This window comes from Acidimicrobiales bacterium (assembly GCA_041394265.1).
Lineage (GTDB): Bacteria > Actinomycetota > Acidimicrobiia > Acidimicrobiales > SZUA-35 > JBBQUN01.
Window position 1 is genome coordinate 276,457 of the sequence record JAWKIO010000005.1, and the last position, 14,818, is coordinate 291,274.

The window sequence follows — 14,818 nt, forward strand, 5'->3', positions numbered from 1 at the left end:
AACTCCGTTCAGGATGGCCCGACCAGCTCGAGTCGATCCCCGTCGAACTCGTAGCCATCGGCGAGCAGGCCACGAACATAGAAGGCGGCGAGCTGATGGGCCACGGTGTCGGGGGCGGCATCGTCGCCGTACATCCATCGCACCGATCCGTACATCCCGTCGAAGATCGAACGCACGACGATGTCGGCATCGATCCCTTGGCGAAAGACGCCTTCGTCGACCCCTCGCTCCACCAGATCGATCCACGTGAGGCGACCACGCTGACGAGCGGCCTCGGTGTCGGCCAATGCCGGTGTATCGCGGATGTAGGCCTTGTCGACGCTCAGGATCTTCGCCGCATCGGGTTCCTGTCCAACCCAATGAACAAAGCGAGTGATGAGTTCGTAGAGGGCGACGGCCGAGTTGGCCGACTCGTCGATCACCGATCGCGACATCGCCATCCGGTGAGCCATCCCGGTGCCGACCGCCTCGGCCACCATCTGCTCCTTCGAGTCAAAGTGGTGGTAGAGGCTGCCAGAGAGGATGCCCGCCTCTTCCGCTATCTGGCGCACGGAGGTGTTGGCAACGCCCTGCTCGGCGAACAGGCGCATCGCGATCGACAACAGCTCGGAACGTCGAGACGTCATGGATCGAGAAGCTGCATCGTTCACGCTCAGGCGGAATCCTTCACTCGGGGCCGCCGCGGATCACCCGCTGCGGTCGCAGTTCGCAGGAGTCTAGGCACACCACCCCTCACGAGCACTTTCCGGCCCACCGCCGACCACCCACGGGCCACTCATCGCTCTGAACTGTCCCCACTCGAGCCCATCTCGGCGAACTGTCAACACTGGAGCCCGCTTCTGAGCTTCAGTACGGACAGTTCGCCGGTTTGGGCTTCAGCGTCAACAGTTGGGGCTCCTGCGAGAGTGGGTCAGCGTTGCGGCTTCGTGCCCGGGGCCGTATCGACCGCTTGCCACAGCTCGGCCTCGAGCTGGGTTGCGATCGATGGGTCGAGTTCGCCGCCGGTGAAGTGGGCGTACGCGTCGAGGCCCTGCCCGAGGAACAGTTCGAACCCGCTGAGCACGTCGACGCCCCGCTCCCGTGCGCGGACGAGGAGAGGGGTCCCGATCGGCGAATACACCGCATCGAACAACCAGGCCTGGCTGCCGATGACGTCGAGGTCGACGGGTGCGCCGGGAGCGAAGTACATGCCGATCGGTGTCCCGTTCACGACACCGTCGGCGCCGTCCGCTGCTGCCTCGGCGGTCGATGCCATGACGACTGTCAGGTGGTCGAACCGAGACTCGAGCGCTGCTGCGAGCAGTCGCGACTTGTCGGAGTCGAGGTCGAAGAGGCGGAGCTCGATGGCGCCGAGCTCACCGAGCGCGAATGCAAGCGCTCGTCCCACACCACCCGTGCCGACGAGCGCCACGACTCCCGGTGACCGGTACGGCCAGCGGTGGTGCCAACGCCGCTGGAAGCCGCTGAAGTCGGTGTTGTGAGCCACCGGCTGGGGTTGGTCGCCACCGAGGAGCACCGTGTTCACCGCGCCGATCACTCGAACACTCGGATCATCGACCCGAGTGATGGCGGCGACTCGTTCCTTGAAGGAAAAGGTCACATTCAGCCCGTCGAACCCTTGTGAGCGGTAGTGCTCGATCAGCGCCGGAATCTGGTCGACCTCGCCAGCGTCGTGCTCGAGCAGTTCATAGGTGATGTCGATCCCGGACAGCTGACCCGCTCGGATGTGGAAGGCCGGCGCCATGGACCGTGCGATGCCGGACCCGACCAAGCCAAGCCGGAGTGAGGAGGTGGTCACCGATGGGCGATGGCGTGGATGGCGTCGGCCACCTGTGGGATGACCTTCGACGACAGCTCGTGGCCCATCTCGGCGAGGACCAACAGGTCGGCGCCCGCCACCGCCTCAGCCGTCGCGATCCCACCGGTCCAGGAGATGATCGAGTCCTCTCGTCCGTGCACCACGAGAAACGGCACCTCGACCGAACGAAGTCCCTCGGTTCGATCGCCGGTCGCATAGATCGCCGCCTGCTGGAAGGCCGCACCAGCCGGATAGAAACTGCGGTCGTAGGTGGCGGCGCACCGGATCTCGGACTCCTCGCGATCCCACAGCGGGCCGGCGAGGATCCGGTTGCGTTCGACGGTTTGGGCGATCACCGCCTCTCGGCCGTCGGCCGGCGGAGCGAGGAGCGCCGTCAACGCCTCGCGGGTGGGCTTGCCGACGGAGCGGTCGCCGGTGGTCGACATGATCGAGGTCACCGAACGGAGGCGCTCGGGATGCTCGATGGCCATCACCTGCACGATCATGCCGCCCATCGACACCCCGACGACGTGCGCCGACTCGTAGCCGAGGTGTTCGATCAAGCCGACGGCGTCATCGGACATGGCCGACAGCGTGTAGGGAACATCGGGGGTCACGTCCTCGCCTTCCATCGTTCGGGCGAGGATGGCGGCGGCATCGGGCGGTTCGGCCGGGGTCTTGTGCGACAACCCGCTGTCGCGGTTGTCGTGGCGGATGACGTAGAAGCCTCGGTCGACGAGCGCTTGCACGAACTCGTCGGGCCACGTGATCAACTGGGCGGTGAAGCCCATGACCAGAAGCACCGGTTCGGCGTCGGGATCGCCCGAGGTCTCGTAGCAGATGTCGATGCCATTGACGGTTGCGATGGGCATGGGTTCCTTCTGGTGTCAGGCCTCGGGCCGCAGGCCGAGGAAGTCGAGGGCATTGGCGCCGAGGCAACCGTCGTGAAGTCCGGACGCGACCGACTTCGTATCACGGAGCATCGCTTGCTGCTCGTCGAGGGCACCAGGGAAGAACGGATGGTCGGTCCCGAACATGATGTGGTCGGCACCGAACCGGTCGACCAGGATCGGTAGCAGCGCAGTGTCGAACACGAGGGTGTCGACCCACAGGCTGCGAACGAGGTCGTCGAGGTGAGCCGCAGCCGACGCATTGCGCGCCGCCATGAGCCGCAGTCGGGGGTGGGTCCATCCGAAGGTGCCGCAACCGTGCGACAGAGCGATGCGGAGATCGGCGTGGCGATCGAGCACCCCGCCATACACCAGTGCCGCTGCAGCAAGCGCCGTGTCGGTGAGCATCCCGATCCCGAACTCATACGGCATGCCGCTTCGCCGCGTGGCGATGCGCTGGTGCGCCGGATGGATGAACACCGGCACCTGCTCCTGAGCCGCCGCAGCCCAGAACGGCTCGAACCTCGGGTCGTCGAGTTCGCAGCCGTCGACCATCGCCGTGATCTCGATGCCGACCATGCCCGCCGACATGATGCGGGCCATCTCGGCGATGGCGAGGTCGGGGTCCTGGAGTGGTACAGCACCGAGTGCCAGCAGCCGACCGTCTGACCGACGGCTGGCATCGATCAGGCCGTCGTTCTGCGCTGCGAGGAAGGCAGCTGCTTCCTTCGGCGGCGCCCAGTCGACGAGGGTGACCGGGACGGGCGAGATGACCTGTCGTTCCACGCCGGAGGCATCGAGCTCTGCCACCCGACTCGTGACGTCGAAGCAAGGAGGGCGAACCTGGCGGAACACCGTGGCGCCCTGCATCAGCCGAGGCGAGTCGTCGACGACGAGGCTGGGCCAGCGCTGATCACCCGTCGTTGCGGCAAGATCGGGAAGGCCTTCCGGGAAGTGGTGAGCATGGAAGTCGACGACCACGGGACCCGTCATCGTCGCTCACCTTCCGCCGACCCGCCGGGGACGCGTGCAGGAAGCTGCGGCCAGTACTTCGCCAGCGCTCCCCCATCGACCCGAACATCGGTGCCTGTCATCATGGCGGCGGCGTCCGAGGCGAGGAAGACGAGCGGCCCCACGTAGTCTGACGGCGTCGGCAGACGCTCCCACGGATTCAGTCCGGCGAAGTCGACCAGCCCAGCATCGGCTGCAGCCGAGATGGCTCGATCGAACCGGCGAGCGAGTTCCGGATCATCGGGCATGGTGGCGGTCGGGGTGAGACTGTTGACCCGTATGCCGTGCGGCGCGAGCTCCATGGCGACCGATCGGGTGAAGTTGATCATGCCTGACTTCGCTGTGCAGTAGCCGACGTTGCCGGCCTGCCCCTGCCATGCCGCGGTCGACAAGATGTTGATGACCGAACCCCGAACACCTCGCTCGACCATCGATCGGGTGACGGCTTGGGTCATGAGGAACGATCCGCCCAGCACGATGTCGACCTGGCGGCGGAACCGCTCGATCGGCATGTCGAGCACGCCGGCTTGGTCGAATGCAACCGCGTTGTTGACGAGGATGTCGATCCGGCCGAAGCGGTCGATCACATCGTCGACGGCGTCCGACACCGCCCCGGGGTCGGTGACGTCGAATGGTGCGGCGAGCGCCTTGCCAGCCGCCGCCGTGATGGTGGCGGCTCGCGCCTCGGCGGTGGCGGCGACGATGTCGTTGCACACCACCGTTGCTCCGGCAGCAGCGAGACCCGAGGCCAGGACGCCGCCGATGTTGGGACTCGTACCGGTGACGATGGCGACCTTGCCATGGAGGGCGCCGGGGTCGGCGCTCACTCGGCGTCCGTCCCGTCGACGACGTTCCAACTGGCGAAGACCTTGTTGGAATTGAAGATCTGGGTCTCGACGAAGGTGCTGTACGACAACGTGGCGTCCAGCTCTCGAGCAGCACCGAGCAGGGCAAACCAGTTCAACACCTCCTGCTGGCCGGCATGCACGACCGCGTCGGTGGTGGTCTGCTCCCAGGTGGTGAAGTCGCCTTCCACCATCGCGTCGTACAGCGCTCGGTCGGCCGGAGTATCTGGACGCAGCCGCCAGGTGTGGTCGGTGAGAAACGCGTGCGACCACGACGACGAGGCGATGATCGACACCCGGTACGGACTGGCCTGGAAGAAGCGGGCGACGGCAGCGCCCATGTGCATCAACCGTTTCGGCGATGGCGCCGGCGGGTCGAGCACGAGCTCGACACCGAACGGCTTCCACCCGCCCTCGGCGGCGATGACCTTGTTGCCGTAGCAGTTGATCGGCATGGCGATGATCGGCCACGGGAACCCGCGCCGATCGTGGTCGAGGAAGAGAATCGTGTTCAGGAAGGCGTGCGGGAGCTGGTCGTCGTGCAGCGGCTCATAGGCGTAGGCGACGTCGAACTCGTCGGTGATCAGTGAGGCGATGAGTTCTCTGGCGATATCGGGTCGCCCCTTGACCTCGACGGCGTAGTCGGTTTCGTCGCCCTCCCAGTAGGTGGGGAACCGCTGACCAACCTTGGTCGCATACGGATGCACCGTTCGGTCGCCGTAGGCCAGCACCGAGAATGGCGGCACGATGTCTTCTTTGAAGTTCTCGTACTGATCGTCACCCCAGACGAGGATGACGTCAGGGTCGAACGCTTCGAGATCGGCACGGACCCGGTCGAGACCGTCGATCAGTTTCGCTCGATGCAGCGGTGCAGCAGCGAGCCCCTTGTCGTCGGACCACTCGGCCTGCATCTCGTCGGGCCAGTTGGCCGGGTCCTTGGCGTCGGCAGGGATGTCGGGATCGGAAAGGATCATCTGCATCAGACCGGACATGCTGGCGTCGTTCCATCCGAACGGCGGGTAGTGGGTCATGCCAAGGAGTTGGATCGCTGCCACGTGCGTGTGCCTTTCAGAGGAGGATGCTGAGGCGCCCGTGCGGGCGGAGTTGTTCCATGGCGAGCACGGCGAGCCGATCGGAGATCTCGAACCCATTGGCGCCGCCGCGCTGGAGGATCAGCGACAGTTGGGCGGGGTACGCGTCGAGCCGGTCGGCCCTGGCTCGATGGGCGAGCACGTTGGCCTTCACGGCGATCGAGCCGTCGTCGTTCTCGACGGCCCGAACGTTCGAGATCATCCGGTGCGTGGTCGACTGGGGCGATTCGGTCCACGCCGTTCCATCCATCAAGGCGTCGACCCGCTGCGACAGCAGGAACCAGTCGTCGTTGACGAAGAACAGATCGGTGCGGGCGTCTCCACCCGGCCGGTCGGTGGTGGGGATGCGGTAGTGAGCGGCGGGCGTGAAGTTGGCGAACCAGTCCCGCAACTGCCACGTGTCGAGCAGCTCGGCGTCGAGGTAAAGGAACTCCTCGACCTCGCTTCGCAGGTGGGTGGAGATCACGACGATACCTCGACCCCATCGGTCCGGTTGCCCAGGATGCGGGTGTGATACGGCAGGTCGACGCGACCGGCCCGTTCCATGATCGGCACCTCGGGTGGATGCTCGGTGCCGGTCATCCGCTTGTCCCACTCCCGCCAGAACGCCCGCATCTGCAACTCGTCGAACCCGGTGGGACTGTTCCGGATCATCCCCCGGGAGATGTCGTTCCAGGGAGCGTGTTCGTGGGCGGCGAAGCCTTTTTGACAGCGTTCCAGAGCCTCGATGTCGTCGGGGGTCGCCAGACCGGCGGGTCCCCAGAAGGTCAGGAAGTTCTCCTGGCGCATGTTCTGCAGCGCCGGCACGTCGTCTGAGGGTTGCAGGCTCCACGCCGTGATCTCCATGTAGTCGGGGCTCACCGGGTAGTAGGTGCGGAGCGTGATGCCCATGATGAGATCGATGATCGCCAGGTTCGGGAACAGCACGAGATTGCGGCCCGAGAACATCCGGTTGGCCCACGCCTCGCCGTACTTGTCGGCGAAGTGGTTCCGACGAGCGACCTGAGCGTCGAGCGCCTCCTTGGTTGCCAGGTCTCGACCGAGCCCGGTGTTCTGCCCGCCGGTTCCATCCGTCCCGCCGATGACGGCGTGCCCGTTGCCGAGGTCCCAGCCGAGCGAGGGTCCCCCGCCGGCTGCGCCGAACACCTTCGACAGGTCCTTGCCCGACTCCTTGAGCATGGCGAGGTAGCGATGGTGTGTGGTCAGCGCGTGATAGCCGTCGTAGCTGTTCTCGCTGAGTAGCTTCCAGTTCGCTTTGGCGGCATAGAGGTGGGTGCCGCCGATGATCCGCATCCCCTCATCGGACTGATCGGCGAACAGGTCGAGGATGTCGGTGGCGCCGCCGAGATAGGCATCGAGCGACTCGATCTCGTCGGTCCACGACAGGAAAACGAAGCCCCGGTAAGAGTCGACCTTCGGCGGTCGGGCGAGGCACAGGTTGTGACGGTCGAACGTCTCGCCATAGGAGTCCTCGTCGGGCAGGGCCACGAGGGTGCCCTCGGTGTTGAAACTCCACCCGTGGTAGAAGCACTTGAGGAAGCGCCCCTTTCCTTCCGGCCTGGTCTCGATCTGCATGCCGCGGTGCGGACAGGTGTTGAGGAACACGTTGACGCTGCCGTCGGTGTGCCGGGTGAAGATGATCGGCCTCCCGCCCACCTTGCGGGTGCGGAACTCGTGGGGCTCGGACAGCTCGCTCTCGTGCCCTACGAACAGCCACGACCGATCGAAGATCAGCCGGCGTTCTCGTTCGAGGATGTCCGGGTCGACCATGGTCAATCGCCGCACCCGGAATCTCGGCGTGTCGCGGTCGTCGATGACGTACTCGCTCTCGATGACTCCACCCATCTCGTGATCCTTCCTCCGTAGCCGAGGCCGGTCCCCTGGGCGACGTGCTACGTGACAGGTACTCAAACACGGCCGTCGTCACTCGACAAGCTGGGCGCCGAGACTACGCTCCGTCGCGTGAGGAAGATCGACCAACGCGCGGCGGCAGAGTTGGTGGCTGCAGCGGTGCTGTCGGCTGCGCTCTACGTCGGTCTCTCGGCGGCCGCCATCGGCTGGAGCGGCGACCTGCGTCCGATCCCACTGTGGCTGGCGACCGCGGCCTGTGTTGCCACGGCCGTCGTTGCACCCACGAAGGATCTGCGCTGGGCGGTCGTCGCCGGCGGCGCAGTGGTCGGCAACGTGGCATCGGGCTTGTGGCTGTTCGACGAAACCGCCCGTTCGCTGGTCACACCGGGATTGGCAGTTTTCGTGCAGACCGTGCTCGCTGTCGCGCTGCTCCGCCGAGTACTCGGCCACGATGTCGCCATCCGACGGACCCGGCGTTCGATCGAGGTGCTCGGTGTGGCCGTCGTGACATCGGCGGTCGGTGCCACGATCGCGGTCGCCGAAACCCTCTCCCCCGTCGTCGGTGATCGATTCGACTCGTGGGTCTCGTGGGCCCTGGGCGATCTGGTCGGCCTGCTGGTCGTGCTTCCTCTGGTCCTCGCACCGCGCGTGCCACTCGTCATTCCCCGAGAGGCATCGGTCGTTCGCGAGAGCGTGCTCAGCGTCGCCTTGCTCGTGATTGCCGTGGCGATCACGTTCAACATGTCGAACTCGGCCGTGTACGTGATTGCGCCAGGGATCCTGTGGCTGGCGATCCGCTTCGGCCCTCGAGTTGCGGCACCGTGTGCACTCTTCACGGTCGTCGCCGGCACCATCCTCACCGGCGACGGCCACGGCCCGTTCCTCACCGGCGACCACCCGGTGCTCCACGTGCAGGGTTTCAACCTGGCGGTCGGGCTGTGCTCGCTCGTCGGCGGCGCGCTGGCGGTGCGGGCCTGGGACGACCAGCAGCACCTCGGCGCGATGGTGGCGGCCATGCCCGACGCCACGCTGATCAAGAATCGCAGCGGCCAGCTGCTGAATGCCTGGATCCCACAGGCCATGAGCGATGCGTCGGTGAACCTCCTCAGCGCCACACCTCGGTCGAACCATCCGCTCGACACAATCGACGCCGGTTCCGTCGAACCCACGATCCACCTCACACTTGACGGTCGTACGCTCGAACAGCGGACCGCCGCCATGGTCGACGGGCGAACCTTGCACCTCTTCCGCGACATCAGCGAGGAGGAGGAGCGACGGCGACAGCTTTGCGCTCGACGTGAGCAGCTCACGGCGGCGATCGCCGACGAGCAGGCTCGACTCGGCAAGCGACTGCACAACGCACCGGTCCAACTCCTGACCGCTGCGCTGCTGCGGATCGGCGAGGAACGTTCACGGCGTGACTCGAACGACCTGGACGACGCCGAATCGATGATCGCAGAGGCCATCGGACAACTACGATCCGTGTCCGACCAACTCGTTCCGCCCGATGTCGAGGCCGGCGGCCTGGTCGATACGCTCGTCCAATTCGGACACCAGTTCCTCTCGTCGCCCGATGTTGCGCTGGCCTCACACGACCAGTCCTCGCCTCACGTCACCGGCCAAACGGCGTCGACGCTGTACCTCATCGGCAGAGAGGCGTTGACGAACGTCGCGCTCCACGCGGACGCGAGTCGAGTCACGATCGACCTTGCCACCAGTGACCGTGAAGCGATCTTGCGAATCGAGAACGACGGGCGCGGGTTGCAGCCGGTCGATGGATCAGACCGCCGCCATCTCGGCGTGGAACTCATGCGTCAGCGGGCCACTGCCCTCGGCGGTTCGCTGGAGATCGAAGCCGGCCCGAGTGGTGGCGTCGTCGTCACGGCGCTCGTCCCGATCAGCTGAGGGTCCGACGTTCGGGAATCTCGATCAGGCCAAGTTGCACCGCCTTGACCACTGTCTCGAGCTGCGAGGTCGCCTCGAGCTTGGTCAGGATCGACCGTATGTGCGAACGCGTCGTATGAATCGACGTGAACAGTGTCTCGCTGATCTCCTTCGCCGCACGACCACCCGCGAGCAGCCGGAGGATGTCGAACTCGCGCTCGGTGAGTTCGGGTCGAGCTTGGTCGGTGACCGATGTGAGCGCGGCGATCGCATCGGCCGCAAAGACCGTCCCGCCGTCGAACACGGTGCGAATCGCTCGCTCGAGCTCCGCCAACGGTGAGCCCTTGTGCACGAAGCCGGCGCACCCGGTTTGGGCAGCGGTTGCGGCCACCAGCGCCTGGCTCCATCCGCTGAGGACGAGCACCACCGCACCTGCGGCGGCGGCCTGCGGGACGATGTCGGTGCCGAGCCCGTCGCCGAGGTCGCAGTCGGCCACCACCACATCGAAGGGGGCGGCGTCGCCCGAGCACTCGAGGAACTCCGCCAGCGAGTGCATCGTGGCGACGACCTCGATCCCGTCGCGACCGCCGAGACTGCTGGCAAGCGACTCCAAGAGCACTGCGTGATCGTCGATCACCACGATGCGGACGGGAGCGGCCGGTTCCATACGGCGTCGAGCCTACGACAGTATCCAGGCCCGGGCATGCCCCTCGTGCAAACGATTTCACCAAATTTGGGGATGCCCTGCGTTGGCGCCTGACGTCATCATGAGCATCTCGGGTGCCGAGGCGATCGCCGCCGTCCTCGGCACCCAACCTCCGACCACGACGGCGACAGACTCCAATGGTACGACCGTCGCCCAGCTGCACGCCGACCGTGCACTGCGCCCGTCATCTCGACCGAGTCCGCGACCGTTCACTGGTCGCCGAACTGCGGATGCGACTCCTCAGCGCCGGTCAGACCATCGAGGCAACTCGATCGCTGACACTCGTCGAGGTCGAATTCGAGCAGCGGCGCGTGTGCCTCGTGGTCGACCGCCGTTGGCTCGCACTGGCCGCCGAGGCCCGTCGACTCGACGCCGACCTCGTCGAGGGCATCGGCGTCCCGACCACCGCACTCGTGGCGCTGCTCGATGGCACCGCAGCGCAGTGGTCGAACATCGACCGTTCGTGCACAGCGCCTTCCGGCCCGACGGCACCCTCGTGCTCCGCCTCGGCGATCGGACGAGTTGCCCTCGCTGCGACTGAGACCCGGCTACATGTCGATGGCGTTCCGTGTGGTCTCGACCAGTTCGGCGAAGTCGGCAAGTTCGGTGTCGGACAGGACGCCGTAGAACGGTTCGAGCATGCGCGCAGTGATCACCTCGGCCTCGAGCCGCTGCTCTCGCACCTCAGCCGGATCACGGAACGGGCCCACGAACCCCATCTGCTCGGCGTACCCCGGCCCGGTACGAGGCGGGGCGTTGGTGGAGGCAAGAATCGCGTCGAGCGGGGTGAGTCCGACGGAGAGAATGGCCACGAGATGGGCGGCACCGCGCATCTCCCGCAGCGTCTGCGTGGTCATCGCCACCCGCTGTCCGTAGGTCTCGCCCTGAGGCATCCGGCGCCATCCCTCGAAGATCGCGCCGAGGCTCGCCGGAGCGGCATCGATGATCCGTCGCCCGAGCAGGTGCAACCGTTCCATCCGCTCCGGGTCGAAGCGGGCGAGCTCGGCGTCGCCCCAGGCGAGTACCCGGCCTGCGTACTCGGCGGCGACCATCGACGGGCTCAGGTGTTCCGGTATCGCCGCCCATGCCGCAGCGACCGAGCTCGGTTCCTTGAAGCCGAGGACCGCTGTCGCCGTCTCCGCAGTGCAGTCACCCATGACGCCGGCTCGACCCACGATCCAGAAGTCGTTGCCGCTCCGCATGCCGACCGCCACGCCGTAGTCGGCGGTCGCCGGGGCCATCATCCACCCTCGGGTGAACTGCTGCAGCGGTTTGAACGTACGCTCGATGGCCTCGCTCACCGATGGCCGCGAAACGTCCCCCACTCCCGTGTCGGTCATGCCGCACCTTTCTGTCTGCTGGCGATGGAACCGCATCAGCGTGCAACGTTTCGCCTGACCAAGCAAGTGCTTGGCGTATCGCCTCTGGAGGTGACATGCTTCGCCCGGGACCATTGACCGATTCGGGGGAACACCATGGCAGCACGTGACGGCGAGGCCTACCTCAAGGGACTGCGGGCAACGAGCCGGGAGATCTGGCTCGGCGGCGAACGGGTGGACGACGTCGTCGAGCATCCGATGTTCGCCGGCGGGGCCAAGGCAATCGCTGCCTACTACGACCTCCAGATGGAGCGCCCCGACCTCCTGCTCGTCGACGACCCGGAGTCCGGTGAACCGATCAACGTAAGCCATCGAGCACCGCGCACGGTCGAGGAACTCCGCCATCGCGGCGACGGCCTGCGAGCCATCGCCGAACTCAGCATGGGCGTGATGGGGCGCACCCCCGACTACATGAACGTCACCTTCGCCGGTTTCGCCGAGGATCGCACTCGCTGGGCGGGCGAGGACGGATCCAACGAGGCGGGCTATCAGCGCCTGGTCGACTTCCAGCGCCGACTGCGACGCGACGACCTGTCACTCACCCACACGATCGTCCACCCCACCGTCAACAAGGCGACCGACAAGAACTTCGTCGACAACCCGGTGCCGCTCCACAAGGTCGGCGAAACGCCCGACTCGATCATCGTGCGCGGCGCGCGGTTGCTGGCCACGCTCGCCCCCTACGCCGACGAACAGACCGTCTACCCCGGCGGCCCGCTCCCCCCAGGCTCGCCATCGGAATACGCGCTCTCGTTCACCCTGCCAATGGACACGCCCGGTCTCGTGTTCCTCTGCCGCGATTCGGGGATGCGACCCGATGTCGACCCGGTCGACGCCCCGTTCTCCAGCCGCTTCGACGAACAGGATGCGTTCTGCATCTTCGATGATGTCGAGGTGCCGAAGGCCAACGTGTGGATCGACGGCAACGTCGAGGTCTACAACTCGGTGATGGGCATGAGCTCGTGGTGGCCGAACATCATGCAGCAGACCACCGTGCGCGCCCTCACCAAGCTCGAGTTCGCCTACGGGTTGGCGTCTCGGATGGCCGACACGATCGGCGACGCCTCGGAACGCACCCTCGAATTCCTCGGCGAGATCCTGGGCTACGTCGAGATGACACGCAGCGCGCTGATCGCCGGCGAAGCCCGCTACACCACCTGGGAGAGCGGCATGGTCTCGCTCGAGGCGCGGGCGATGCATCCACTCCGAGCGCTGCTGCCCGAATGGTTCACCCGAGTCAACGACATCATCAAGATCATCGGAAGTCACAATCTGCTGCAGGTCTCCAGCCAAGGGCAGATCGCCGACGCCCGCATCAACGCCCTCATCGGCGAGTTCATGCCCGGTGCCGACGACATCACCGCCGAGGACCGATCGAACATCTTCCGCACGGCATGGGACTTCGCCGGCTCATCGCTCGGCGGCCGCAACGAACTGTACGAACGCAACTACCTGTCCTCGGCCCGCACCAACCGGATGAACTCGCACCGCATCTACTCCGCCGAGGCCCGCCGGCGCGGCGACGAACTCATCGACAAGCTCCTGAGCGACGCCCGAGGTCGGCGCTGAGGTCTCACGGCTCGAGCATGGCGAGCCGACCGAGCAGTTCGGTCAGCGTGGCCAGCCCATCCGCCCCGAGCGTTTCCTCGATCCGTTCGTACTGACGGCGCAGTTCGTCGGCAACACTCGCCACCGTCTTTCGCCCGAGGTCGGTGGCCGAACACTCGACCCGGCGGGCATCGGCAGGGTCGATCGTCCGACTGATCAAACCACGCTCGTCGAGCACGGGCAGCATGCGGGCGATGCTCGGACCGAGCAGTGCGGTCGATGTTGCCAGCTCGCCGACCGACATCGACGACGGCGAGCCGACCAGTGCTCGCAACACTCGCCACTGCTGCTCGGTCAGATCGAGCGGACGAAGGACGGGGACGAACAATCGCAGTACACCGTCTCGAGCTCGCGCCAACGAGATGGGGAGCGACTCCGGAAGTGGTGGGAGTCCTGACGCTGCGACATCGGCATGCACGGCTTCACGGTAGCCCTTGCCAACCTATCTAACGTGTTAGATACTCTGCTCGGGACCATGACACGCAGGAGCAACCGATGACCACCATCGACGACGGCCAGATCGAGACCAGCGTCCGCATCGAGGGCACTCCCGACACCGGCACGGCGTACGGCATGCAGCCCGGCACCCACGATGCCGACCTCACCGAGGTCGGGCCTGGCACCCCGATGGGCGAACTCCTTCGGCGCTACTGGCATCCGATCGCGTTGTCCGAACAGGCCACCGACCTTCCGAAGCTGGTACGGATCCTCGGCGAGGACCTGATCCTCTACCGTGACACCGAGGGGCGCACCGGCCTGATGCACCCCCGCTGCACCCACCGGGGAACGTCGCTCCTCTACGGCCGGGTCGACGAACACGGCATCCGCTGTTGCTACCACGGCTGGGCGTTCGACACCGAAGGCCGCTGCACCGACCAGCCGTGCGAACCCAACAACGGCCCGAGCCGCGACAAGTTCCGCCAGCCCTGGTACCCGACCGAGGAGCGCTACGGGTTGGTGTGGGCCTACATGGGACCACCCGAACGCAAGCCGCTCCTCCAGCGCTACAGCCCGTTCGAGAACCTGGCCGAGGGCGAACAACTCTTCACCGACGACCACAACATCGGCAGCGGCCGCTACTTCGACGGCGAGGTGCCGTTCAACTGGTTCCAGCACTTCGAGAACATTCTCGACACCGCACACTTCCTGTGGCTCCACGTGTTCCACTCGGGTTCACAGTTCGGCTCTCGCTACGGCGAGTTCGACAACCTCGACTTCCAACCGTGGGAGCGACTGGCGGCCAGCTCCTTCGAGGTCACCGACACCGGCGTGGCCACCTCGCGCACGATGACGATCCCCGACGGTCGTCACCTGCACACGACCACCGAGACGATCCTTCCCGGCGTTCGCGGCGTGTCGAACCCGTTCGGCGATCCGGGGCCCACGGATTCACTCGGTTTCGTGGTTCCCGTCGACGACACCCACTTCAAGATCTTCACGATCCTGCGGGGCGCCGACCGCACGTTCTTCGAGCGGGTCGCGTCCATGCGACGAGCCGAGCCGACACTCGAGGGCGCCCAGCGCTATCCGGGTGACTGGGAGGCCCAGGGCAGCCAGGGCGAGATCACGCTCCACTCCGAGGAGCACCTCGCCAGCTCCGACCGAGGCATCCGCATGCTCCGACGCCTGTTCCGATCGCAGATCGAAGTGATCACCAACGGCGGCGATCCGATCAACGTCGCCTTCGAGCCCGGTCAGGAGATGGTCCAGACCCAATGTGGCCAGTACTTCGTCGAGGACCAGGGAGCGTGAGCG

The 14,818-nt window shown here is 66.1% G+C and carries 14 protein-coding genes; 3 read left to right on the plus strand and 11 right to left on the minus strand.

The features are described from left to right. Positions 1-8: 8 nt before the first annotated feature. The 8 genes from R2733_01390 to R2733_01425 all read right to left on the minus strand — a co-directional run bounded on the left by R2733_01390 (position 9) and on the right by R2733_01425 (position 7,480). Positions 9-626 (minus strand): TetR/AcrR family transcriptional regulator, encoded by a 618-nt coding sequence (locus tag R2733_01390; protein MEZ5375135.1) that lies wholly within the window; start codon positions 624-626, stop codon positions 9-11. A 284-nt stretch (positions 627-910) separates the two neighbouring features. Beyond that, entirely contained in the window at positions 911-1,798 is an 888-nt protein-coding gene (locus R2733_01395) for a hypothetical protein (protein MEZ5375136.1), read from the minus strand. Continuing rightward, the gene (locus R2733_01400; protein ID MEZ5375137.1) at positions 1,795-2,670 is read right to left on the minus strand and encodes an alpha/beta hydrolase; all 876 of its coding nucleotides are present in this window, start codon (positions 2,668-2,670) and stop codon (positions 1,795-1,797) included. Before R2733_01400 ends, R2733_01395 begins: the two co-directional genes overlap by 4 nt. A 15-nt stretch (positions 2,671-2,685) precedes the next feature. After that, positions 2,686-3,681 carry an amidohydrolase family protein gene (locus R2733_01405; protein MEZ5375138.1) on the minus strand — a complete coding sequence of 332 codons (996 nt, stop codon included), beginning with the start codon at positions 3,679-3,681 and terminating at the stop codon, positions 2,686-2,688. Beyond that, positions 3,678-4,526 (minus strand): SDR family oxidoreductase, encoded by an 849-nt coding sequence (locus R2733_01410; protein ID MEZ5375139.1) that lies wholly within the window; start codon positions 4,524-4,526, stop codon positions 3,678-3,680. Before R2733_01410 ends, R2733_01405 begins: the two co-directional genes overlap by 4 nt. Next, a complete protein-coding gene (locus R2733_01415; GenBank protein ID MEZ5375140.1) occupies positions 4,523-5,599 on the minus strand; it encodes a hypothetical protein in 1,077 nt (358 codons plus the stop codon). Before R2733_01415 ends, R2733_01410 begins: the two co-directional genes overlap by 4 nt. A gap of 13 nt (positions 5,600-5,612) precedes the next feature. Then, entirely contained in the window at positions 5,613-6,101 is a 489-nt protein-coding gene (locus R2733_01420) for an aromatic-ring-hydroxylating dioxygenase subunit beta (GenBank protein ID MEZ5375141.1), read from the minus strand. Further along, positions 6,098-7,480: an aromatic ring-hydroxylating dioxygenase subunit alpha gene (locus R2733_01425; GenBank protein MEZ5375142.1), complete on the minus strand. Its 1,383-nt coding sequence runs from the start codon at positions 7,478-7,480 to the stop codon at positions 6,098-6,100. The genes R2733_01420 and R2733_01425 overlap by 4 nt, the downstream gene beginning before the upstream one ends. 117 nt (positions 7,481-7,597) lie before the next feature. On the opposite strand from R2733_01425, the gene R2733_01430 reads away from it, so the two are divergent. Continuing rightward, positions 7,598-9,391: an MASE1 domain-containing protein gene (locus tag R2733_01430; GenBank protein MEZ5375143.1), complete on the plus strand. Its 1,794-nt coding sequence runs from the start codon at positions 7,598-7,600 to the stop codon at positions 9,389-9,391. Here R2733_01430 and R2733_01435 read toward each other — a convergent pair. Further along, the gene (locus R2733_01435) at positions 9,384-10,037 is read right to left on the minus strand and encodes a response regulator transcription factor (GenBank protein ID MEZ5375144.1); all 654 of its coding nucleotides are present in this window, start codon (positions 10,035-10,037) and stop codon (positions 9,384-9,386) included. The two genes, R2733_01430 and R2733_01435, sit on opposite strands and share 8 nt — an antisense overlap. 587 nt (positions 10,038-10,624) lie before the next feature. Further along, complete coding sequence (locus R2733_01440) at positions 10,625-11,416, minus strand: hypothetical protein (protein ID MEZ5375145.1); 792 nt, start codon at positions 11,414-11,416, stop codon at positions 10,625-10,627. Positions 11,417-11,551: 135 nt separating this feature from the next. Here R2733_01440 and R2733_01445 point away from each other — a divergent pair, with 135 nt between their 5' ends. Beyond that, positions 11,552-13,024 (plus strand): 4-hydroxyphenylacetate 3-hydroxylase N-terminal domain-containing protein, encoded by a 1,473-nt coding sequence (locus R2733_01445; protein ID MEZ5375146.1) that lies wholly within the window; start codon positions 11,552-11,554, stop codon positions 13,022-13,024. A 4-nt stretch (positions 13,025-13,028) separates the two neighbouring features. Here R2733_01445 and R2733_01450 read toward each other — a convergent pair whose 3' ends face one another. Then, complete coding sequence (locus tag R2733_01450) at positions 13,029-13,481, minus strand: MarR family transcriptional regulator (GenBank protein MEZ5375147.1); 453 nt, start codon at positions 13,479-13,481, stop codon at positions 13,029-13,031. Between the two features lie 77 nt (positions 13,482-13,558). Here R2733_01450 and R2733_01455 point away from each other — a divergent pair, with 77 nt between their 5' ends. Beyond that, a complete protein-coding gene (locus R2733_01455) occupies positions 13,559-14,815 on the plus strand; it encodes a Rieske 2Fe-2S domain-containing protein (protein ID MEZ5375148.1) in 1,257 nt (418 codons plus the stop codon). Positions 14,816-14,818: the final 3 nt, after the last annotated feature.

What these genes read in the sequence shown, in the direction of transcription:
- R2733_01425 (MEZ5375142.1), bottom strand. Translation starts at nt 7,480, where the DNA reads ATGGGTGGAGTCATCGAGAGCGAGTACGTCATCGACGACCGCGACACG.
- R2733_01400 (MEZ5375137.1), bottom strand. Translation starts at nt 2,670, where the DNA reads ATGCCCATCGCAACCGTCAATGGCATCGACATCTGCTACGAGACCTCG.
- R2733_01390 (MEZ5375135.1), bottom strand. Translation starts at nt 626, where the DNA reads ATGACGTCTCGACGTTCCGAGCTGTTGTCGATCGCGATGCGCCTGTTC.
- R2733_01435 (MEZ5375144.1), bottom strand. Translation starts at nt 10,037, where the DNA reads ATGGAACCGGCCGCTCCCGTCCGCATCGTGGTGATCGACGATCACGCA.
- R2733_01445 (MEZ5375146.1), top strand. Translation starts at nt 11,552, where the DNA reads ATGGCAGCACGTGACGGCGAGGCCTACCTCAAGGGACTGCGGGCAACG.
- R2733_01455 (MEZ5375148.1), top strand. Translation starts at nt 13,559, where the DNA reads ATGACCACCATCGACGACGGCCAGATCGAGACCAGCGTCCGCATCGAG.
- R2733_01440 (MEZ5375145.1), bottom strand. Translation starts at nt 11,416, where the DNA reads ATGACCGACACGGGAGTGGGGGACGTTTCGCGGCCATCGGTGAGCGAG.
- R2733_01405 (MEZ5375138.1), bottom strand. Translation starts at nt 3,681, where the DNA reads ATGACGGGTCCCGTGGTCGTCGACTTCCATGCTCACCACTTCCCGGAA.